This window comes from Natronomonas amylolytica, from assembly GCF_037031205.1.
In the GTDB taxonomy this organism is placed as follows: domain Archaea; phylum Halobacteriota; class Halobacteria; order Halobacteriales; family Haloarculaceae; genus Natronomonas; species Natronomonas amylolytica.
Window position 1 is genome coordinate 72,361 of sequence record NZ_JAYEZM010000007.1, and the last position, 19,763, is coordinate 92,123.

General features: G+C 65.3%; 20 protein-coding genes. 12 read left to right on the plus strand and 8 right to left on the minus strand.

The window, feature by feature from the left end; genetic code table 11:
* Window positions 1–126: 126 nt before the first annotated feature.
* Window positions 127–777 (minus strand): MogA/MoaB family molybdenum cofactor biosynthesis protein, encoded by a 651-nt coding sequence (locus U5914_RS11460; protein WP_336135901.1) that lies wholly within the window; start codon window positions 775–777, stop codon window positions 127–129.
* Window positions 778–867: 90 nt separating this feature from the next.
* Here U5914_RS11460 and U5914_RS11465 point away from each other — a divergent pair, with 90 nt between their 5' ends.
* The 3 genes from U5914_RS11465 (at window position 868) to U5914_RS11475 (ending at window position 3,616) form a co-directional block, all read left to right on the plus strand.
* Window positions 868–1,923, plus strand: coding sequence for a zinc-binding dehydrogenase (locus U5914_RS11465; RefSeq protein ID WP_336135902.1), 1,056 nt, complete (start codon window positions 868–870; stop codon window positions 1,921–1,923).
* Window positions 1,916–2,254 carry a DUF7977 family protein gene (locus U5914_RS11470; protein WP_336135903.1) on the plus strand — a complete coding sequence of 113 codons (339 nt, stop codon included), beginning with the start codon at window positions 1,916–1,918 and terminating at the stop codon, window positions 2,252–2,254. Before U5914_RS11465 ends, U5914_RS11470 begins: the two co-directional genes overlap by 8 nt.
* Window positions 2,255–2,374: 120 nt before the next feature.
* The gene (locus tag U5914_RS11475; RefSeq protein WP_336135904.1) at window positions 2,375–3,616 is read left to right on the plus strand and encodes an MmgE/PrpD family protein; all 1,242 of its coding nucleotides are present in this window, start codon (window positions 2,375–2,377) and stop codon (window positions 3,614–3,616) included.
* Here the strand turns inward: U5914_RS11475 and U5914_RS11480 are convergent.
* The 3 genes from U5914_RS11480 to U5914_RS11490 form a co-directional block, all read right to left on the minus strand.
* Window positions 3,613–3,819 carry a DUF7317 family protein gene (locus U5914_RS11480; RefSeq protein ID WP_472802067.1) on the minus strand — a complete coding sequence of 69 codons (207 nt, stop codon included), beginning with the start codon at window positions 3,817–3,819 and terminating at the stop codon, window positions 3,613–3,615. The two genes, U5914_RS11475 and U5914_RS11480, sit on opposite strands and share 4 nt — an antisense overlap.
* Before the next feature lie 207 nt (window positions 3,820–4,026).
* Window positions 4,027–4,629: an NUDIX hydrolase gene (locus tag U5914_RS11485; RefSeq protein WP_336135906.1), complete on the minus strand. Its 603-nt coding sequence runs from the start codon at window positions 4,627–4,629 to the stop codon at window positions 4,027–4,029.
* Window positions 4,630–4,678: 49 nt separating this feature from the next.
* Window positions 4,679–5,092: an Lrp/AsnC family transcriptional regulator gene (locus U5914_RS11490; protein ID WP_336135907.1), complete on the minus strand. Its 414-nt coding sequence runs from the start codon at window positions 5,090–5,092 to the stop codon at window positions 4,679–4,681.
* A 102-nt stretch (window positions 5,093–5,194) separates the two neighbouring features.
* On the opposite strand from U5914_RS11490, the gene carA reads away from it, so the two are divergent.
* Both carA and U5914_RS11500 read left to right on the plus strand, forming a co-directional pair.
* Window positions 5,195–6,259, plus strand: a complete 1,065-nt coding sequence (carA, locus tag U5914_RS11495) for a glutamine-hydrolyzing carbamoyl-phosphate synthase small subunit (RefSeq protein WP_336135908.1) — start codon at window positions 5,195–5,197, stop codon at window positions 6,257–6,259.
* A 112-nt stretch (window positions 6,260–6,371) separates the two neighbouring features.
* Complete coding sequence (locus U5914_RS11500) at window positions 6,372–6,998, plus strand: GNAT family N-acetyltransferase (protein ID WP_336135909.1); 627 nt, start codon at window positions 6,372–6,374, stop codon at window positions 6,996–6,998.
* A 12-nt stretch (window positions 6,999–7,010) separates the two neighbouring features.
* On the opposite strand, the gene U5914_RS11505 is transcribed toward U5914_RS11500, so the two are convergent.
* Entirely contained in the window at window positions 7,011–8,873 is a 1,863-nt protein-coding gene (locus U5914_RS11505) for an SLC13 family permease (protein WP_336135910.1), read from the minus strand.
* A 25-nt stretch (window positions 8,874–8,898) separates the two neighbouring features.
* Window positions 8,899–9,324 (minus strand): GNAT family N-acetyltransferase, encoded by a 426-nt coding sequence (locus tag U5914_RS11510; protein ID WP_336135911.1) that lies wholly within the window; start codon window positions 9,322–9,324, stop codon window positions 8,899–8,901.
* A 455-nt stretch (window positions 9,325–9,779) separates the two neighbouring features.
* Between U5914_RS11510 and U5914_RS11515 the strand changes: the two genes are divergently transcribed.
* From U5914_RS11515 to U5914_RS11545, 7 genes are all read left to right on the plus strand, one after another.
* Window positions 9,780–10,196: a DUF7124 domain-containing protein gene (locus tag U5914_RS11515; protein WP_336135912.1), complete on the plus strand. Its 417-nt coding sequence runs from the start codon at window positions 9,780–9,782 to the stop codon at window positions 10,194–10,196.
* 63 nt (window positions 10,197–10,259) lie between these two features.
* Window positions 10,260–11,114, plus strand: coding sequence for a DUF7847 domain-containing protein (locus U5914_RS11520; protein WP_336135913.1), 855 nt, complete (start codon window positions 10,260–10,262; stop codon window positions 11,112–11,114).
* A gap of 48 nt (window positions 11,115–11,162) precedes the next feature.
* Window positions 11,163–11,693, plus strand: a complete 531-nt coding sequence (locus U5914_RS11525; RefSeq protein WP_336135914.1) for a DUF5815 family protein — start codon at window positions 11,163–11,165, stop codon at window positions 11,691–11,693.
* A gap of 166 nt (window positions 11,694–11,859) precedes the next feature.
* Window positions 11,860–12,087, plus strand: a complete 228-nt coding sequence (locus U5914_RS11530; protein WP_336135915.1) for a hypothetical protein — start codon at window positions 11,860–11,862, stop codon at window positions 12,085–12,087.
* A 238-nt stretch (window positions 12,088–12,325) separates the two neighbouring features.
* Window positions 12,326–15,565, plus strand: a complete 3,240-nt coding sequence (carB, locus tag U5914_RS11535; RefSeq protein WP_336135916.1) for a carbamoyl-phosphate synthase large subunit — start codon at window positions 12,326–12,328, stop codon at window positions 15,563–15,565.
* A gap of 90 nt (window positions 15,566–15,655) precedes the next feature.
* On the plus strand, window positions 15,656–16,684 hold the full coding sequence (locus tag U5914_RS11540) for a hypothetical protein (RefSeq protein WP_336135917.1): 1,029 nt from the start codon (window positions 15,656–15,658) through the stop codon (window positions 16,682–16,684).
* A 77-nt stretch (window positions 16,685–16,761) separates the two neighbouring features.
* Complete coding sequence (locus U5914_RS11545; protein ID WP_336135918.1) at window positions 16,762–17,181, plus strand: hypothetical protein; 420 nt, start codon at window positions 16,762–16,764, stop codon at window positions 17,179–17,181.
* 107 nt (window positions 17,182–17,288) lie between these two features.
* Here the strand turns inward: U5914_RS11545 and U5914_RS11550 are convergent, their stop codons facing one another.
* Together U5914_RS11550 and U5914_RS11555 are read right to left on the minus strand one after the other, a co-directional pair.
* Complete coding sequence (locus U5914_RS11550) at window positions 17,289–18,299, minus strand: zinc-binding dehydrogenase (RefSeq protein WP_336135919.1); 1,011 nt, start codon at window positions 18,297–18,299, stop codon at window positions 17,289–17,291.
* Between the two features lie 267 nt (window positions 18,300–18,566).
* Window positions 18,567–19,649 carry a phosphotransferase family protein gene (locus tag U5914_RS11555; RefSeq protein WP_336135920.1) on the minus strand — a complete coding sequence of 361 codons (1,083 nt, stop codon included), beginning with the start codon at window positions 19,647–19,649 and terminating at the stop codon, window positions 18,567–18,569.
* Between the last annotated feature and the right edge of the window lie 114 nt (window positions 19,650–19,763).

Here is a 19,763-nt window from a genome sequence, read left to right on the forward strand (position 1 = left end):
TAGTTCGGTGGGTGAGGGCGAATCAAGTGTTCCTCGGTCGTCACTTCGAGCCGGCGTCCTGTCGATGAGTGCTGCCGTGGGGGATGGCGACCAACAGTCGGTACCTCGGCGCGACGGCACAACCCGTCACTCGGCGTCGTCGAGGTCGGCCTCGTCAGCGTCGTCGGGTTCCTCCTCGCGTTTCGCCAGTCCGGCAAGGTGGGGTGCCTCCTCGACGATTATCTCCTCGGTGCCAAGTCGGACGGCGCTCTCGCTGCCGGGCAGACAGAAGACGGGGACGCCGTCGGCGACGCCCGCCACGGCGCGGGTGCCGACGACTTTCGTCCCGATATCGTCGTAGGAGAGTGTGCGGAACAGTTCGCCGAAGCCCGGCAGGCGCTTTTCGAAGAGCGGTTCTATCGCCTCGATGGTCACGTCGTCGGGGGTGACGCCGGTCCCACCCGTCGTGATAACGCAGTCGGTGTCATCGCGGGTGACGAAGCGGTCGACCGCCCCCTGTACCTTGTCGTAGTCGTCGGTGACGAGTTCCCGGACGGCCATCTCGTGGCCCGCATCGGTGACGGTATCGATGATGGCGTCGCCGGCAGCGTCCTCGTCGATGTTGCGACTCGACGAGACGGTGAGGACGGCCACGCCCAACTCGTGGATATCGTGGTGATGGTGGTCGTCGTGGCTGTGGTCGCCCGCGTGTTCGTGGTCGTCGGGGGCGTGACCGCCGTCCTCGTCGGGGGCGTCGTCCCCATGTTCGTGCCCATTGTCGGTGGGGTCTTCGGTCATGGGACTCACTGCGACGGCCGCGGTGTAAAGTCCACCGTCCAGTTTGCTTTCTCCGCTAGTGTTTTGCACGGTGCGTACGCAGGGGGGACCATGAAAGCGATATTCTACGAGGAGCACGGCTCGGCCGACGTACTGCAGTACGGCGAATTCCCCGACCCCGAAATCGGATCGGAGGAAGTACTGGTCGACATCAAGGCCGGCGGTCTCAACCACCTCGACGTCTGGACCCGCAAGGGGATGCCCAGCCCGGAGGAAATGCCACACATCCAGGGCAGCGACGGCGCGGGCGTCGTCAGCGAGGTCGGCGAGGACGTCACCCGCTTCGAGGAGGGCGACCGCGTGGTCGTCGACCCGAACGTCTTCTGTGGGAAATGCGAGTTCTGCCGGAAGGGCGAGACGTCGCTGTGTGTCGACTTCAAGATGATCGGCGAGCACGTCCGCGGCGTCCACAGCGAGCAGACGGCGCTCCACGAGGACAACCTCATTCCGCTGCCCGAGGACGTCGATTTCGTCACGGCGGCGTCGGCCCCGCTGGTCTTCCAGACGGCGTGGCGGATGCTCGTCACTCGCGCCGAAATCCAGCAGAACGACAGCGTGCTGGTCCACGGCGCCTCCGGCGGCGTCGGCCACGCGGCGGTCCAGATAGCCGCCAACGAGGGCTGTGAGGTGTTCGCGACCGCCTCCTCCGAGGAGAAACTCGATTACGCGAGCGACATCGGCGCCGACCACCTCATCAACTATGAGGAGGTCGACTTCGACGAGGAGATCAAGAATATCACCGACGGGCGTGGCGTCGACGTGGTCGTCGACCACATCGGCGAGGCGACGTGGGACGGCTCGCTGTCGGTGGCCGCCCGCGGCGGCAGCATCGTCACCTGCGGGGCCACCTCGGGCATCAGTCCCGAGACGAACATCCCGAAGGTGTTCTGGAAGCAGCTCGACATCCTCGGGTCGACGATGGGCACGCCCGGCGAGATGGACGACGTGATGGCGAAGGTCTTCGACGGTACCTTCGAACCGCACGTTCGTGAGGTTTTGCCGATGAGCGAGGTCGAACGCGCCCACGATATGCTCGAAGGCCGGGAGGGCTTCGGCTCCGTCGTCGTCGTCCCGGACAGCGAGTACGACCCCGACTCGTATGAGTGACGGCTACGTACACGAACCGGACGCCGACGGCGACGCGCCGACCGGCGAACCGACGGGGCCGGCGAGCGGTGCGGCCGGCGATGGAGGGCCGGGCCCTGACGAGGAGGCGCACGTCCATCCCGACGAGGTCGACCGGGAGTTCGACTGGCGAGGCTGGACGCTGGTCGGTGCCGTCTTCGTCGCGTTCCTGCTCATCCCGGGAATCATCTACGCGTACCCGTACGCGCCCACGGTGTTCGGCCTCACGTTCTGGGACACCTACCTCGCGTTGCCGATGATTCCGGCCATCGTCCTCGGCATCCTCGCGGTGTGGGCGACGACGCGGCCGTAGCCGGGCGGATTCGGATGGACACGCGGCCGGTGAGGCCGCGCACGCCGTCAGGTGCCCGAACGTTCGCCGACGGCGCCCGGCACCGAACGCTTTTGACCGCGTGCTGTGAGTTGTACGGTCATGCCATCGGCAGTCGATATCGCGGGGTTCGCGGCGGAGGTATCCTACGAGGAGTTGCCCGACGAGGTCCGAGAGGCCGCCAAGCGTCGGGTCCTCGATACCGTCGGCGTCGCGCTCGGCAGCCGCGACGTCGAACCGACCGATGGGGTTCGACGTGCGGTGACGACCAGCACCGGCGCCGAGAGCCGCCTGTGGGGTTCCGACCGCCGGGCCGCCCCCGCCGACGCGGCGATGTACAACGCCGCCCTGGCGGAGGCGGGCAACCGGGCAACCTATCTCGCGCCGACGCTCTCGTCGGCCGCCGGGCCGATACCGGCCGTCCTCGCCGCCGCGGAGACCCGTAGTGCTCCCGGCGAGGAGTTGCTCGCCGGACTCGCGGCGGCCCACGAGGTCCACGGCGAGTTGGCGTGGAACGCGCCGCTGGACGGCTTCCATCCGGCGACTCACACTGCCATTGCGGCCGCGGCCGGCGCCGGCCGCGCGATGGGCTTTCCCGTCGGCAAACTCACGAGCGCCGTCGGCCTCGCGGCGAGTCGCGGCACGCTCGGCATCGAGGAACGCCCTTTCGAACCCATCGCGGTCGGGACGGCAGCCAAACACGGCCTCGAAGCCTGCCTGCTCGCGGAGGGCGGGGTCGTCGGCCCCGATTCCGTTACCGCAGAGGGCGGCTGGACCGACCTCGTCGGCCCCTTCGACCTCGATTTCGACCCCGGCTGTGAGCGGGTTCGTGACGCCGCAATCCGGCCCTACGTTGGCCACCCACACGCACAGGCGGCCATCGAGGCGGCCCTGGACGTCGCGGAGGATACGGCCTTCGACCCCGCGGACATCGACGACGTTTCGGTCGAAAGCTACGCCGAGGCGGTCCCGGAAATCGACGCTCGGGCCATCGCCGCGGCGCTCGTCGACCGCGAGGTGACCGTCCATCCCGGCGAGCGCGCCGACCTTCGGCCCGTCGCCGACGCCGTCGAGATAACGAGCACCGACTACTTCGACGAGCGGGTCGGCATCGGCGAACTCCCGGCCCGCGTGACCGTCACGGCCCGCGACGGCGCGAAACACGAGGCCGAGGTCCAGTGGCCGACCGGCCATCCCGCCAAACCGGCTTCGTGGGGCGTCGTCGAGGAGAAGTTCCACGTGCTGGCCGACGACTACGACGCCGGCCGACGGACGGCCATCGTCGATACCGTCCGCTCGCTGGAGGCGGAAACCGCCGCAGAACTGTCGCGTCTACTGGATTAACCCTGTAGCGGGGCCGTCTCCGAGTCGGCGTCGGCATCGGCCGCCTTCCCGTCGGATTCGGACGCCTGTACGGCGAGTCCGCAGGTACGGACGTACTGTCGGAACTGCGCCCGCGAGAGGCCGGCCCGCCGGGCCGCCTCGGCTTCAGTCAGAGACTCGTTCAGATACATCGCCACCGCGTCCCGAACCCGATTTGTGGACATCGTATTCGATTCCGAATACAATCCGACAGTATGTAAAACTTTTCTCGCAGTTTCGAACGTATCTGACACCGAATCGCTGTAAAGGAAAACGAACGTTTGTCAAAAACATACGGCAATAATTGCAGTCACGGTGTGTGATGAGACAGGAAGCGGGCGTCGAAAGCGACAGGGAGTCAGCAGTATAAAAGGACGGCGTCGGTCGAGTCGTTACTCCTCGGCGAAGTCGCGGCGCATCGCGATCTCGAACCACGGACAGAGGCGCAGTTGGCGATACCACTTGGGGTGCTCGTAGAGGCGCTCGTAGGGAACCCACATCAGGCCCGCGACCTCCTCCTCGTCGGGGTCCATCGAGAGGTCGTCGAGGGTACACTGCAGCACCGAACAGACCTCCCATTCGAGGCCCTCGTTCATGTAGTAGCGCTTGTACTCGAACTTGTCCGTCACGCGGAGGTCGTCGTACTGGTCGGGGGAGATGCCGAGTTCCTCGTCGAGGCGCTCGCGGGTGGCCTCAAGTTGGGTCTGGCCCTTGACGGGATGGGAGGCGACGGTGCCGTCCCAGCAGGTGTCCCAGAGGCGCTTGTTCGGCGCGCGCTGTGCCAGCAGGATATTGCCGTCGCCGTCGAAGACCAGCGCGGTGAAGGCGCGGTGGCGGATGCCGTCGCCGGTGTGGGCGTCGAGTCGGTTGACGAGGTCCTGCTCGTTGTCGTCGGCGTCGACGGCGATGACGTCCTGCAGGGCGTTCTGGTGGTCGAGGCCGGCCTCGTCGCCAGTATCCCCTCCGTTCGCGGGGTCGATGTCGTCGGTGCTCATGCGTCTTGCAATGGGGGTGGCTGTTAAGGCCTCTTCGACTCGCCCCACGCTAGCCGAGTTTCTCGTCGAGAATCAGGCGCGTCTTCGTCGAGACGACTTCGTCGAGTTCGCGAGCGCGAGTAATCATGTCGTTGAGCGTTCCCGTATCCGTAGTATCGGCGACGACGACGATGTCCTCCTCGCCGGAGACCTGCCAGACGAAGTCGACCTCCTTCCAGTCGGCCATCCTATCGGAGATGTCACCGGTATCGACGTCGACGGCGACGCCGATTTCGACCATCGCCTTGACGTTGCCCGTCCGCGTGGCGATAGTGAAGCGTTCGATGACACCCTCGTCGATGAGGCGTTCGACGCGGTTGCGGACCGTCCCCTCCGAGGTGCCGATTTCCTCGGCGATTTCGGTGTAGGGCGTCCGGGAGTCGCGCCGGAGGATGGCCAGTATCTGACGGTCAAGGTCGTCCATCGAGATGCGAGGGTTGCGGCCGGGGGCACTTACCGATTACGAATTTCGTAACTCTACTTCGAACACAAGCGTTAATTGGGGGTATAACATACGCTTCTCGTAATGACGGACGCCTACGTGGCGCTGGAGAACGGGCAGGTCGTCGAAGCACGCGCCCGTGCACCCGGCCGCACTCGCGGGGAACTGGTATTTACGACCGCCTATACGGGTTACGAGGAATCGCTCACTGACCCGAGCTACGAGGAGCAGGTCCTGACGTTCTCGTACCCCCTCATCGGCAACTACGGCGTCCGAGAGGAACGCTTCGAATCCGAGCGCGTCCACCCCCGGGCCGCCATCGCCCGCGAGTTCACCGAGGACGTCGCCGAGTGGCTCACCGAGGAGGGCATCCCGGCCGTCGACCACCTCGACACCCGCGACCTCGTCACCAACATCCGCGAGCAGGGTGCGATGAAATGCGGCATCGCCGCCGGCCCCGACGCCACACCCGAAGCCGCCGAGGAGGAACTGGCACAGTGCAAGGCCATGAGCGAACACACCGACATCGGCAAGCAGGTCTCCGTCAACGAACGGCGGACCCACAACCCCGACGGTGACGGCCCGACGGTCGCGCTCATCGACTGTGGCGCCAAGGGCTCTATCACGAGTTCGCTGGTCGACCGCGACGCCACCGTCGAAATCCTGCCGTACGACGCCACCGTCGCCGACGTCGAGTCGGTCGACCCCGACGTCCTCTTCATCTCCAACGGCCCCGGCGACCCCAAGAACTTCGAGCAGGCCGCCGCCTTGGTCGACGAGTACGTCGACGACCTGCCGCTTGCCGGCATCTGTCTCGGCCAGCAGGTCATCGCCGAGGCGCTGGGCGGCGAGACCGAGAAGATGGAGTTCGGCCACCGCGGCGTCAACCAGCCCGTTCAGGACCTCCGGACCGACAAGGTCGTCATGACGACCCAGAACCACGGCTACACCGTCTCCGAGCCCGGCCAACTCGAGGTCACCCAGATCAACGTCAACGACGACACCCCCGAGGGCCTCGAAAGCGACGAGATGGATATCATCACCCGCCAGTACCACCCCGAAGCCCATCCCGGCCCCAACGACACCCTCGGCTTCTTCGACGACGTCATCGCGCTGACCGAGGACGCGCCCACGCCGAACGCGGACTAACCCCCGAACGGTTCGGGCGGCGCCTCGGCGCCTCGCAAATACTCCCTTCGACCGTGCGTCCCATTCTCACCCGCCAGCAACGCTTTTTCGATAGCCCGACCCACCGACGGGTATGGCCCTCTTTCCGACCGTAATCGAGAGTCCTCGCCTCCGGTTCGAGGTGGTTCACCCGGACCACTACGACCCCTACGAGCTATACGAGCACGTCCGAGTTGGGGCACCGAACATCGAGGAGATAACCGAGTGGGTGACGTGGGACCCCCACAAGCATCCGAAGGAGACCCTGGAGTTCGTCGAACAGGTCGGCGAGCAGTTCGACGAGGGCGAGGGCGTCGACTACGCCATCTATCTCCGCAACGGGGAGGATGGCGCCTGCGAGTTCGCCGGTGCCTGCAACCTCTCGGTCGACTGGGACCGCCGCTGTGGCAACCTCGGCGTCTGGTTCCGCAAGCCCTTCTGGGGCCGCGGCTACTCGGGCGAACGCGCCCGGGCGCTCGTCGCCTTGGCCTTCGACGTCCTCGATATAGACGTCGTCAGCGTCACCCACGCCCCCGACAACGAGAAATCCCAGCGTGCTATCGAGACGTACATCGACGCGCTCGGCGGCCGCAAGGAGGGCCTGATTCGGAACGGCCTCGTCATGGGCGGCGAACCGCGGGACACGGTCCGCTACTCGATTACCGCCGCGGAATGGCAGGACGCGACCGGTGGCGAGTACGAGGCTACTTTCGAGTGGTAGTCGGCCAGTACCTCATACCCCGTACAGCCAGACGATGCCGAACGTCGTCACACCGGTCAGAATCAACTGCAGGGGCGCCCCCACGCGCGCGAAGTCGGTGAACTTGTAGCCACCGGGACCGTAGACCATGAGGTTCGTCTGATAGCCGATGGGCGTCAGCATGGCCGTCGAGGAGGCGAAGGTGACCGCCAGCACGAACGCGAAGGGGTCGGCGCCCAGTTGGATGCCCGTATCGTAGGCGACGGGAACCATCAGGACGACGCTGGCGTTGTTGCTGATGACGTTGGTGACCAGCGCGGTAAAGAGGTAGAAGATTCCGATCAGCGCGACCGCTCCGATTCCGGCGCTGTTGCCGACGACGATATCAGCGAGCCACGCGGCGGCGCCGGTTCCCTCCATCGCCACGCCGAGGGGGATGAGCCCCGCCAAGAGGAAGATGACGTTCCAGTCGACGGCGTCGTAGACCTCGTTGGGTTTGACACAGCCGGTGACGACCATGCCGAGGATGCCGCCGAGCGCCGCGACCATGATGGGGAGGATGCCGAGGGCGGCGATGGCGACGACGGCGCCGACGATGCCGACGGCGACGGGGATGCGCTTCGACCGGAAATCCGGCCGGGAGAGATACTGCGCGACGACGAAGTTGCGGTCGGCCTGAAACCGCCGAACGGTGTCCTCGCTGGCCTGTATCAGGAGCGTGTCGCCGGCCCGGAGGCGGCGTTCGTCCATCCGTTTGTGGATGACTTCGCCGCCGCGACGAATCGCGAGGACGGTCGCGTCGTAGCGCTGGCGGAAGTTGAGCGTCTCCAGCGTCTCGCCGAGCAGGTTCGTATCCGGCGAGAGGACGATCTCGACCAATCGCTGCTCGCCGACGGATGCTTCGAGTTCCTCGGTTGCACCCTCCTCGGCTTCCAGTACCTCGTCGGTCACTTCGGCGTCGGGGGCGAAATCCAGTCCCTCGGCGTCCATCAACTCGATGAGGCTCTCGCGGTCGACGCGCAACACGAGGATGTCGCCGGCGCGGACCTCCTTGCGCGCGAGCGGTTCGTTGAACGCCTGTCGGTCACGGATGAGTTGGACGATGTCGGCGTCAGCCTCGATATCCTCGAGCGCGTCGTCGACGGCGCGGCCGAGCATCGGCGAGTCCTCGCGGACGACCACCTCGGTCAGGTACTGGGTCATGCCGAACTCGTCGGTGAGGTCGGTCCGCGCTTTGATTCGTTCGGGGAGGAGACGCGGGCCGAACGCGAGCAGGTAGGCCGTCCCGACGACGAGAACGAGGAACCCGAGGGTGGTGAACTCGAACATCGAGAAGGGTTCGGTCGCGGCGCCGCCGACCCGGTCGTAGACGTCCGAGGCGAGGATGTTCGAGGAGGTGCCGATGAGGGTGAGCATGCCGCCCATCATCGACGCGTAGGAGACGGGAATCAGGAGTTTCGAGGGGGAGATGCCCGTCCGCTTGGAGAGTTCGGTCACCATCGGAATCATCACCGCGACGACCGGGGTGTTGTTTATAAATCCGGCCGTCCCGCCGGAGAGGCCGAGGACGGCGACCAACTGGCCGAAGGGGCTGTCGCCGAACCGGTCGGCTATCTTCCGGCCGATGATGTTGACGACGCCCGTTCGACGGATACCTTCCGAGAGGACGAACATCGCGAGGACGGTAATCGTCGCCGAGGAGGCAAAGCCCGAGACGCCGTCGGCGGGGCTCACCTGTGTCCACGGTTCAAGGACGATGAGCGCGACCATCACGCCGATGGCGGTGATGTCGATGGGCACCGGCTCCGTGACGAAAAGCACGAGCGCGACGAGGATGACGGCGAAGACGACGAGCATCCCCGTCGTCAGTCCGGTCCCGGCGACGAGTGAAAGCACGCCCACCGGTTCGCCTGATTTCCGCCTAAAGGTTCTGGTCGCTCAACTCCGTCTCGATGACGTAGCCCCATCTCTCGTAATCGCGGTCGGCGTAGAACTCGTGGACCCCCTCCTTCGAGCGTGGCGAGGCCAAGGCGACCCGGTCACAGTCCCGCTCGTCGGCCCACTCCTCGACAAACTCGACGAGTGCGGTGCCGTGGCCCTCGCCGCGTCGCGGTTCGTCGACGACCAAATCGTAGAGCCACGCGTGGCGGACGTGATGGAGGAAGTCGTCGATGCGGACCCCGGCGACAGCGACCAGTTCGTCGCCGTCGAAGCGGCCGAAGAGGGTGTATCGGTCATCGCCGGTCCACGCCAGCACTTCCTCGGGGTCGGCGTCGGTCCACAGTTGACGGAGGATGGGGACGGCAGGTTCGCGCTCGGCATCGGTGGCGAGTTCGCGGATTTCCATGGTCGGCGTTGCGCAAGGGGCGTCGAAAAATCCGGCGACGGAGTGTGTCGGCATGCCACACGCGAGAGACGAACTACATCGCGGTTGGCATCCGCCGAGGGGGTGTCCGAAGGTCACTCCCGAGGCGGTTCCCGCTGGCGAACGAAGTGAGCCAGCGTAGCGCGCGACGACTAACGCCGAGCGAAGTCGTTCGAGAGAGCGAAGCTCTCTCGTGATGACGAAAGACGCCGCTGGCGTCTTTCGAACCACGAGGCGGCTGGAGGAGCGGGTTGCGGGCTTCGCCCGCAACCGCATGACGTAGCGGCTTCGCCGCCACGCAGCGCGCATATTTTCCCCACGTTTTTGCCGAGAACCGGGGTCGCGCGCGCTACGGCGCGCGACCCGCGTTCTCGTGCAAAAAGTGGGCCTGAAGTGGTATCCAAAGTGTTTTCTCCGGTGCAGTCTCCCTATCGCGTATGGATGGCGGCGGCTCTACGGACATGACACTCGCGTTCGAGTTGGAGGCGCTCAAGCGGCTAGCTCGGCCAGAGGAGGTGTTCTCCGACGCTCGCACGTGGAGCGAGTACGTCGGGGTCGTCTCCGACAAGCCGACCTACGTCGTGACGAACTTCACGCGTAAGAACCGCATCCGGCAGGACTTCTTCTCCGGACCGCGGGGCCGCGAGGAGAGCCTCGAAAACGTCAAGACCCAGTTCGACACCGACCGGCACGTCTTCATCGGCGTCAGCGACGAGGACGAAGCGCTGGCCGAGGAGGTCGACTGGGAGTACCTACCGGTCGAGCAGGCCGCCGAGGCTGCCGACTGGGAACTCGGAGAGGCCGGCGACGAGGCCGACGACGACGCCGAGGACGGCCGCGACGACTGGCCGTAATCGGTCGATTCGACCCATCCGGGTCCGACCATTCTTAAGAGGCCGGCGAACGCGTAGCCGAACATGTCGCTCGATATCGGTGCGGCGTTTCGGGAGGGTGCGAACCGAACCGTCGCCAAGAACGGGCTGTTACTGACGGTTGGATTCTTCGTCATCGGCGTAGTGGTGGCGGTACTCTACCAGACGCTGCTGGTCGAAGGGCTCGAATCGCTGCTAGAGGCGTTCCGGGGACTCCCCCCGGAGCAAGCCAATATCGGCCAAGAGGAGTACAATCGTCAGATAAACACGATGGAGACACAGTTGGAGATGGTCCGCGAGACGTCGCCGCTGGCGCTCGATATCCCGCTGGGGGTCGCGGCCGCCGGACTGGTGGTGGTCGCGCTACTTTCGGAGACCGTCTCTATCGTGGCTGTGCGTGTTTTCGCTACCGACGAAACCGACGCCATCCCGTCGAACGTCGTTACCGACAACGTTCTGCTGGCGACGCTGAACGGCTTTATCGGCAAGATAGTCGTCTGGGGGCTGATATGGCTCGGCCTCGTCTTCTTCGTCCTACCGGGGATATTCTTCGCGGTCGTCTTCTACTTCCTGCGGCAGGAAATCGCCCTGCGGGACAAGAACTTCGTGTCGGCGATGGCGGATTCGTGGCGGTTGACCAAGGGCAACCGCATCGAGGTGTTCGCTGTCGGACTCGTCCTCCTCATCGTCTCGCAGTTGAATGCAGTAGTGAGTCCGCTAAGCGCGGTCGTTCCCCGGATTGCCGTGAGCCTCCTGACGGCACTCCTCGGTGCCGCCCTCGCGGTCTTCGGCGCGGCGGTCGTGACGCGCCTCTACGTCCAGTTGCGTGAGGCCGAGGAGGCCGAGAAGGCCACCGAGGACCCCTACGACGCGGCACTGGGTCCCGACGACCTCGAGTAGTCGCCGAAGAACGCTGTTTTTAACCCGTCGCGTCGCCGAGAGGCGGCAATGGCAGAACCGCGCGTCCCGGGCGACGACCCCGGTACTCTGGAACTTCCGTGTGGCGAGACGCTACACGCTCACGACCTCGATATGGGGATGCGAGAAATCGACTGTGCGTGTGGCGACCGCCACGCCATCGTCGTCGACGTGCACCCGATTTCCCGGTTCGTCCCCGAGGCCATCGCCGACGTGCTTCGGGAGACCATCGAGACCGACGACGAGTTCCCCGAATTCAGCATGCCGCACGTGATGGGCGTCGTCATGGAGGAGTTCCCCGACGAGGTCGCGGTCGCGGACGTCGCCGAGGACGGCCACGTCGGCTACGCGCTGGTGTGGGTCACCGACTTCGACTCCCGGCGGCTCCACGAAATCGTCGTCGAGTTGCTCGTCGAACTGATGGAACACGCCGCCAGCCACGGCGACGACGCCACGGCCTCGCAGTTCGAACAGCAGATGATGAACTTCGACGTCGAGGCGTTCGTCGAGCAGTACCGCGAGGAGCGGGACTTCGAATCCGAGGTCGACACGCCGGTCTGAGACCTGCTTCGGCCCATCCTGTGACAACCTCTGTCACACGAATTTCTGCCCATCTGTCCGACGAGGGGCGTTCGTCGACACCCGCTCCGTCATCCGATTTTCGTCGTCTGCGCGTCTGACGATTGTCTGACGGGGTGTTATGGTATGTGGGCACATGTGTAAGAACATGCGCATACGCCGGGGTGAGTACGAGCGCATCCGCGAGGTGTTGTCGGAGGCCGACCCCGAAGAGCCGTTGACGGCGCGCGAGATACTCGACCTGCTCGAAGAGCACGGCGAGGAGTTCGACAGTGCCCACCAGGTGGCCACGGTACTGGGCCGGGAAGCCGAGATGGGAGAGATAGAGGTCATTCAGGACCAGCCCTATCGGTATCGGTTGGGCGAAGGGAGCTAGAGGCGCTCTGCTTTTGAATCGGGTTTGATTACACCGACAGTGACAGCCGCGCCGAAACCGTCGGCGGACCGAGGGCGCTCCGGCCGTCACGGTCGGCTGTCACCACGCCCCATTTATAAGTGAAGCCGAGACGACGACCACTCACGGCGGTCGTGGTGCGATTCGATATTCGAATTTTCGTTACGAAATCCGTACCGATTCGCCGGGCTTATTACGATGTACGAACTTCGGTCGCATAATGCCAGACGACGAGGACCGCACCATTCTGCTTATCGGCAGCGGACCGATCCAGATCGGACAGGCGGCCGAATTCGACTACTCCGGCGCACAGGCGTGTCGGGCCCTGCAGGAGGAGGGCGCCCGAGTCGTCCTCGTCAACTCCAATCCCGCGACCATCATGACGGACCCGGAGATGGCCGACAAGGTCTACGTCGAACCCATCACACCCGAGGCCATCGCCGAGGTCATCCGCAACGAGGAGCCGGACGGGGTCATCGCCGGCCTCGGCGGCCAGACCGGCCTGAACGTCACCGCGGAACTCGCCGAACAGGGCGTCCTCGACGAGTACGACGTCGACATCATGGGGACGCCGCTGGACACGATTTACGCCACGGAGGACCGTGACCTCTTCCGCGAGCGCATGAAAAAGATCGGCGAACCGGTTTGCAGTTCCGAAACCATCTCTTCGATGAACGAAATCGAGGAGGCCGTCGAGGCCGTCGGCGGCCTGCCAGTCATCGCCCGCACCGCCTACACGCTGGGTGGTTCCGGCTCCGGTGTCGTCGACGACATGGACGAGCTTCGCGAAATCGCCCGCAAGGGCTTCCAGCTCTCACGGAACCACGAAGTCCAGATTACCGAGTCCATCGCCGGCTGGGTCGAACTCGAATACGAGGTGATGCGGGACGCCGACGACTCCTGTATCATCATCTGCAACATGGAGAACATCGACCCGATGGGCATCCACACCGGCGAGTCCACCGTCGTCACGCCCTCACAGGTCATCCCCGACGAGGCCCACCAGAAGATGCGCGACTCCGCGCTGAAGGTCATCCGCGAACTCGGTATCGAGGGGGGCTGTAACATCCAGCACGCCTGGCGCGACGACGGCACGCCTTCCGGGGAATACCGCGTCGTCGAGGTCAATCCGCGCGTCTCGCGCTCGTCCGCGCTGGCCTCGAAGGCGACCGGCTATCCCATCGCCCGCGTCACCGCGAAGGTGGCGATGGGCAAGCGCCTCCACGAAATCGACAACGAGATTACCGGCGAGACGACCGCCGCCTTCGAACCCGCAATCGACTACGTCGTCACGAAGGTCCCCCGGTGGCCGAAGGACAAGTTCGACGACGTCGAGTTCGAACTCGGCCCCGCCATGAAGTCGACGGGCGAGGCGATGTCCATCGGCCGGACCTTCGAGGAATCGATGCTCAAGGCCCTGCGGTCCTCGGAGTACGACCCCGCCGTCGACTGGGGCGACGTCTCCGACAGCGAACTCGAAGACGACTACCTCGTGCGCCCGACGCCGGACCGCCCCTACGCCATCTTCGAGGCCTTCGACCGCGGCTACACCGTCGACGAGGTCATCGACCTCACCGGCATCAAGGAGTGGTACGTCGAGCGCTTCAAGCGCATCGCCGAGGCCGCCGAGGCCGCACAGGACGGCGACTTCCAGACGGCCGCCGACGCCGGCTTCACGAACCAAGAGGTCACGGCCATCGCCGGCGGGGAGTTCAACGACACCCACGCCTCCTGGATTCCCTCGGAGGTCGCCGAGGCCGACGAGGACGACGAGGGCCGCCCCGTCGAAACCGACGGCTCCGGCGTCACTGTCGAGGACGTCGAAGCGAACACCTCCAGTCGGACCTACAAACAGGTCGACACCTGTGCCGGCGAGTTCCGCGCGTCGACGCCCTACTACTACTCCGCGCGTGAGCCACCGACGGGACAGGGAGCAGGCGAGGTTCAGGTCGACCGCGATGTCGAGTCGGTCGTCGTGGTCGGCGGCGGTCCCATCCGCATCGGACAGGGCGTGGAGTTCGACTACTGTGCGGTCCACGCCGTCCGCGCGCTGGAGGACATGGGCATCGACGCCCACGTCGTCAACAACAACCCGGAGACGGTCTCGACGGACTACGACACCTCCGACGGCCTGTTCTTCGAGCCGATTACGGCCGAGGAGGTCGCCGACATCGTCGAGGAGACCAACGCCGACGGCGTGATGGTCCAGTTCGGCGGTCAGACCTCCGTCAACGTCGGCGAACCGCTCGAGGACGAACTCGAACGCCGCGACCTCGACTGCGAAATCATGGGCACCTCCGTCGAGGCGATGGACCTCGCGGAGGACCGCGACCGGTTCAACGTCCTGATGGACGAACTCGGCATCAGCCAGCCCGACGGCGGCACGGCGACCAGCGAGCAGGAAGCGCTGGACCTCGCTCACGACATCGGCTATCCGGTCCTCGTCCGCCCGTCCTACGTGCTGGGCGGCCGCGCGATGGACGTAGTCTACTCCGACGAGGAACTCGAGGAGTACATCGAGGAGGCCGTCCGCGTCTCCCCGGACAAACCCATCCTCGTCGACGAGTTCCTCGCCGACGCGGTGGAACTCGACGTGGACGCCGTGGCCGACGGCGAGGACGTCCTCATCGGCGGCATCATGGAACACGTCGAGGCCGCCGGCGTCCACTCCGGCGACTCCGCGTGTATGATTCCGCCGCGCTCGCTGTCACAGGACACGCTCGAACGCGTCCGCGAGGTCGCACTCGACATCGCCCGTGCGCTGGATACGGTCGGCCTGCTGAACGTCCAGCTGGCGGTCCGCGACGGCGAGGTCTACGTGCTCGAAGCGAACCCCCGTTCCTCGCGTACCGTGCCCTTCGTCTCGAAGGCGACCGGCGTCCCCATCGCGAAACTCGCGGCGAAGGCGATGGCGGGCAACTCGCTGGAGGAACTGCAGGCTCACGAGCAGGTGCCCGAACACGTCTCCGTCAAGGAGGTCGTCCTGCCGTTCGACCGCCTGCCGGGGTCGGACCCGCGTCTCGGCCCCGAGATGAAATCGACCGGCGAGGTCATGGGCACCGCCCGCTCGTTCGGCAAGGCCTACCTCAAGGCTCAGTCGGCGACTGGCAAGGCCATCCCGACCGAGGGAACCGCAATCGTCGACCTCGAAACGCTTCGCGGGATGTCCCAGAAGAACGAGGACATCTCCGACGTCCGCGAGAACGCCGAACGCCACTTCGACGTCCGCACGAAGGACGACTTCGAGGACCTGAACCAGGCGCTCCGTGACGGCGAGGTCGACGTCATCTTCTCGCGGGACCGCGACGTGCTGGAGGTCGCCGTCGAGGAGACCATCACCTACTTCTCGACGGTCCCGAGCGCCCGCGCGGCGCTGGAGGCCATCGAGACGAAGGACGAACCCCTCGACGTGATGGCGCTGTCCGAGCGGCCGACCGAGCGCCGCAACTGGGGCGAGTAAGCCGCTTGGCGCCCGCGTGACAGGCCGTAACTAAATCGCTCGTTTTCGCCTCCTGAAGGCATTTATCCGACGCTTCCCACAGGTGGGCGTATGCCCTCCCGAACGACGCGACGGCGGGTCCTGACGGGACTCGCTGCCGCGGGAACGACGACGCTCGCGGGGTGTTCGCTCGTGGGGTCGACCAGACACACGCTCAAAAGCGACCCCGAGAACGGTGCCGACCCCGTCGACCTGTTCAGGTGGCGACCGGCATCGAACGCCTACCACTACGATGAATCCGACGCCGAGGCGCTGGCCGAGGAGTTGCGCGAGACGGGTAGCGTCGAATCCATCGAGATTCCGCTGGTCGAGGAGCGACCCAGTGGCGAGGACGGCTATCGGCCCGCCTACACCGAAATCGACGGCACCTACCATCGGGTCCACCCCGAGGCCGAGGCGGTCACCCTCGACCGGTGGGTCGTCTGGATGGAACCACTGGACGAACTGCCAGACGGTGTCGACTATACGACGTCGCCACGGGAGGGCCGTTCGGAACTCGATGCCGAAATCCTCGACCGGGCTATCAGTGAGGCCGTCGTCTCGCATCTAGAGGAGAGGGACCACGCCGCCCAGCGCGCCTACCGCCGTGGCGTCGTCTTCTTCGACCCGCTGTCGCCCGCGGACAGCGACCTCGTTCCCGACCCGCCCTTCGAGTACGCGCGCATCGAACCCGAAGGGGAGTTCGGACCGGACGAACTCGCCTTGCGACTCCACGCCGAGGAGGAGGCCGTCGAGACGACCCGCTACACACACAGTCTCGAACCCATCGCCGACGGGCGGGAGACCTTCGTCGACCACGTCGATTCGGAACACGTCGCGGCGACGTTCTCGACGGATTCTCTCTCGGCCGACGAGGCGGCGGTCCTCGACGAATCGACCGCCCTCACCGGCTACGACGAGAAGGCACCGCCCTCCGAGGCGTTCGCATCGATACAGTCGTCGCTGAGCGTCGAGGACGTCTCGCTGCCGCAGGACCGAGAGGTGGCGAGTTGGCTCCGCTTCTACGCGCGGGACGGCGACTACTACGAGGCACGGTTCCGCATCAGCGACGATTCTCTCGTCGACGTTGAGATGGGATAATACCCTTCATCGTTCGATACGGATACCGAACACACCCGAAGGGTTACTTTTTATTCCCGTTATATGGCTGATACGTCATGTCAAACGACCCGTTCGACGAGAGCGTCCTCCCGCCCGAACGGCTCGGGCAAGCCGCGTTCGTCCTGACAGTCCCCGTGTTCGCGTATTTAGGCCACCTCGTCTTCGACGACCTGCTGTTCGGCGGCCTCGTCGGCCTCGTCGTCGGCAGCGGAACCTTCCTTTATCTGCCCTACTTCATGTATCGGGAAGCCGCCGCACGGGGCGACGCCTCCGGATTCGACGGCGGCCACGCCCGCCGTGCGGCAGTCGGGATGGGCCTCGCGAGCGGGGGAATGGTGGCCCTCGCCGGGCGATTCGTCTTCGAGGAGGCGTACCTGATTCCCTTCGCAGTCGCGGCGGTGCTCGCGCTCGTCGTCTACGTGCCGCTGGACTACGCCCTGCCGGCAGTCGATGCCGCTGAGGGCCGCGACGGCTGATACGGATTATTGTAACGATTTACCGGACATCGCCAGTGCAGGTCGGCGATGCCCGGTAAAGGACTACAATAATCCGTATAAGAGGTCCGTACGGGCGCCCGCTCATACTACGGTTCGACGATCAACTTTCCGAAAGCGTCCCGTTCGATCATGTCGTCGAAGGCCGCTCCGGTTTCGTCCAGCGTGTAGGTGTCACCGACCGGTGGGTCGAAAGCCCCCTCGGCCAGCAACTCGACGAGCGTCTCCAGTTCGGGCTGGGTGCCCATCGTCGAGCCGACGATCTCCTGATGCTGGAGGAAGAAGGGCGCGACCTCGAACGACGATTCCCCGCCCGCGGTTCGCCCGCAGATAACCATCGTGCCGGCCCGGTCCATGACTTCGAGGCCGGCCTGTGTGAACTCGCCGGCGAGGTGGTTGATGACGACATCGACGTCGCCGATGCCCCGTACCTCGTGGACGAGTTCGTCGGGGTCGGCCGACTGGATGGTGGAGTCACAGCCGAGTTCCTCCAGGCGGGCGAGTTTGCGCCTCGACGTCGAGGTGCCGATGGTTTCGGCACCGAGGACCTCGGCCAGTTGGACCGCCGCGACGCCCACCCCGCCGGTCGCACCGGGGATGAACACGAGGTCTCGGGGCCCGGTATCGGCGACATCGAGCATGCGCCACGCGGTGAGATAGGCCGTCGGGAGGGCTGCAGCCTCCCGAAAGCCGACGCTGTCGGGGAGCGGAATCAATCGACTCGCATCCACGAGCGCCTGCTCGGCGAGGGCGCCGTGATAGAGCATGAACTGCTTGCAGTGGGTTTCGGGACCCTCACGGCAGAACTCGCAGGTGCCGCAGGTCTGGTTCGGACACAGCAAGACGCGGTCGCCCTCGGCGACAGCCGCGCGGTCGCCGGCCTCGCGGACGATGCCGGCGGCGTCCAGCCCCGAGACGAAGGGGAGTGCGCCGTCGGTGACCATCGCCGAGTCGCCCTGCAGAATCCAGAGGTCGTGGCGGTTTATCGAACAAGCTTCGACGTCGATGACCGCCTCCTCGGGGCCCGGTTCCGGGTCGGGTCGTTCCTGTATCTCGACGTCATCGCCGTCGCCGAAGTCGGTGAAGGCTGCGACTCGCATGACAGCGACTGTTCCGGAGCGAGCAAATAGGTTTGGCAATCGGTGGCAATAAAGGGTGGAAAGTAACGAAAAGCATCCGCCGAGAGGGGCGTTTGAAAAACGCCCTCGAGGCGGTTCCCGCTGGCGAGCGAAGCGAGCCAGCGTAGCGCGCGACGACTAACGCCGAGCGTAGCGAGGCGGCGGGAGGAGCGCGCGCATATTTTCACCACGTTTTTGCCCGACTGAGCGCGCCGAAGGCGCGCGAAGGAGGTGCAAAAAGTGGGGTTGTTAGAGCTCCATCTCGCCGTCGATAATCATCCGCGCGCGCTCGGCCAAGGCGGGGACGCCCTCGCGCATCTTGGGGTACATCGGGTCGTCGGAGTTGCCTTCCAGATAGCGGCGGAAGAACATCTCGCCGAGGCCGGCGAGTTTGTAGACGGCGAGCACCCAGTAGAACTTCCAGTTGTCGAACTCGAAGCCGGTCTTTCGCTCGTAGCGGTCTACGAGTTCACGGCGGGTCGGATACCCCTCCCGAGTCATAAACTCCGTCGCCAGCGATGGGGTCGGCGGTTCGGGGTCCTTCGGTTCGCTCCAGTAGGAGAGCATCCACCCGAGGTCGGTGAAGGGGTCGCCCAGCGTCGCCATCTCCCAGTCGAAGATGGCGGCGATTTCCGGGTCGTCGGAGGGAGCGAACATGACGTTGTCGAGCTTGTAGTCGCCGTGGACGAGCGTCGACGGGTACTCGTCGTCCTCGGGGACGTTGTCGTAGAGCCAGTTCATCACGTCGTAGAGCTGTTCGACCTCGCGTTCCTCGGCGGTGACCTCGAAGGCCCACGTCAACTGCTCGGACCAGCGGCGGACCTGTCGCTCGGTGAACTCCGGCGGGTAGCCGAAGTCGCCCTCTTCGAGGCCGACGGCCTCGTAGTCGACGTTGTGAATCTCGACCAGTCGGTCGACCATCTCGTGGCCGATTCGTTCACGCGCGTCGGGGTTCGCGAAGCGGTCGGGCTCCTCGTCGCGGAGGACGTCGCCTTCCTCCTTTTCCATCGCGTAGAAATCCGACCCGATGATGTCGTGGTCGTCGCACGCGAGGACGGTCCGCGGAACGCGCACATCGGTCTCTTGAAGGGCGTCGACGACGCGGTACTCCCGCAGCACGTCGTGGGCGTTCTCGGCGATGTCGCCCGGCGGCGGCCGCCGAATGACGAGTTCGAGGTCACCCCACGTCACGAAGAGCGTCTCGTTGGAGTGGCCCTCTTGGTGGTGGTGGACGTCGTACTCCTTGACGGGACCGAGTTCCGCTTCGAGGTACTCGGCCAACGCCTCCTCGTCGACGATGCGCTCGAAGTACTCGGAACTCGTGTCGGTCATGGCGCGACACGCTCCGAATCTGCTAACATTGTAAGAGGTTTTGGGACACCACCACCCATATAACTGCCGCAACCTCTCGAATATCGGATATAAATGGCGCCGGTTCTTTTACAA

Coding starts and splice junctions, on each gene's coding strand:
- U5914_RS11485 (WP_336135906.1), bottom strand. CDS start 4,629: ATGAGCACCGACGACATCGACCCCGCGAACGGAGGGGATACTGGCGAC.
- U5914_RS11460 (WP_336135901.1), bottom strand. CDS start 777: ATGACCGAAGACCCCACCGACAATGGGCACGAACATGGGGACGACGCC.
- U5914_RS11550 (WP_336135919.1), bottom strand. CDS start 18,299: ATGCGAGTCGCAGCCTTCACCGACTTCGGCGACGGCGATGACGTCGAG.
- U5914_RS11520 (WP_336135913.1), top strand. CDS start 10,260: ATGTCGCTCGATATCGGTGCGGCGTTTCGGGAGGGTGCGAACCGAACC.
- U5914_RS11515 (WP_336135912.1), top strand. CDS start 9,780: ATGGATGGCGGCGGCTCTACGGACATGACACTCGCGTTCGAGTTGGAG.
- U5914_RS11525 (WP_336135914.1), top strand. CDS start 11,163: ATGGCAGAACCGCGCGTCCCGGGCGACGACCCCGGTACTCTGGAACTT.
- U5914_RS11500 (WP_336135909.1), top strand. CDS start 6,372: ATGGCCCTCTTTCCGACCGTAATCGAGAGTCCTCGCCTCCGGTTCGAG.
- U5914_RS11530 (WP_336135915.1), top strand. CDS start 11,860: ATGCGCATACGCCGGGGTGAGTACGAGCGCATCCGCGAGGTGTTGTCG.
- carB (WP_336135916.1), top strand. CDS start 12,326: ATGCCAGACGACGAGGACCGCACCATTCTGCTTATCGGCAGCGGACCG.
- U5914_RS11475 (WP_336135904.1), top strand. CDS start 2,375: ATGCCATCGGCAGTCGATATCGCGGGGTTCGCGGCGGAGGTATCCTAC.
- U5914_RS11470 (WP_336135903.1), top strand. CDS start 1,916: ATGAGTGACGGCTACGTACACGAACCGGACGCCGACGGCGACGCGCCG.
- U5914_RS11540 (WP_336135917.1), top strand. CDS start 15,656: ATGCCCTCCCGAACGACGCGACGGCGGGTCCTGACGGGACTCGCTGCC.
- U5914_RS11465 (WP_336135902.1), top strand. CDS start 868: ATGAAAGCGATATTCTACGAGGAGCACGGCTCGGCCGACGTACTGCAG.
- U5914_RS11480 (WP_472802067.1), bottom strand. CDS start 3,819: ATGTCCACAAATCGGGTTCGGGACGCGGTGGCGATGTATCTGAACGAG.
- carA (WP_336135908.1), top strand. CDS start 5,195: ATGACGGACGCCTACGTGGCGCTGGAGAACGGGCAGGTCGTCGAAGCA.
- U5914_RS11510 (WP_336135911.1), bottom strand. CDS start 9,324: ATGGAAATCCGCGAACTCGCCACCGATGCCGAGCGCGAACCTGCCGTC.
- U5914_RS11490 (WP_336135907.1), bottom strand. CDS start 5,092: ATGGACGACCTTGACCGTCAGATACTGGCCATCCTCCGGCGCGACTCC.
- U5914_RS11555 (WP_336135920.1), bottom strand. CDS start 19,649: ATGACCGACACGAGTTCCGAGTACTTCGAGCGCATCGTCGACGAGGAG.
- U5914_RS11545 (WP_336135918.1), top strand. CDS start 16,762: ATGTCAAACGACCCGTTCGACGAGAGCGTCCTCCCGCCCGAACGGCTC.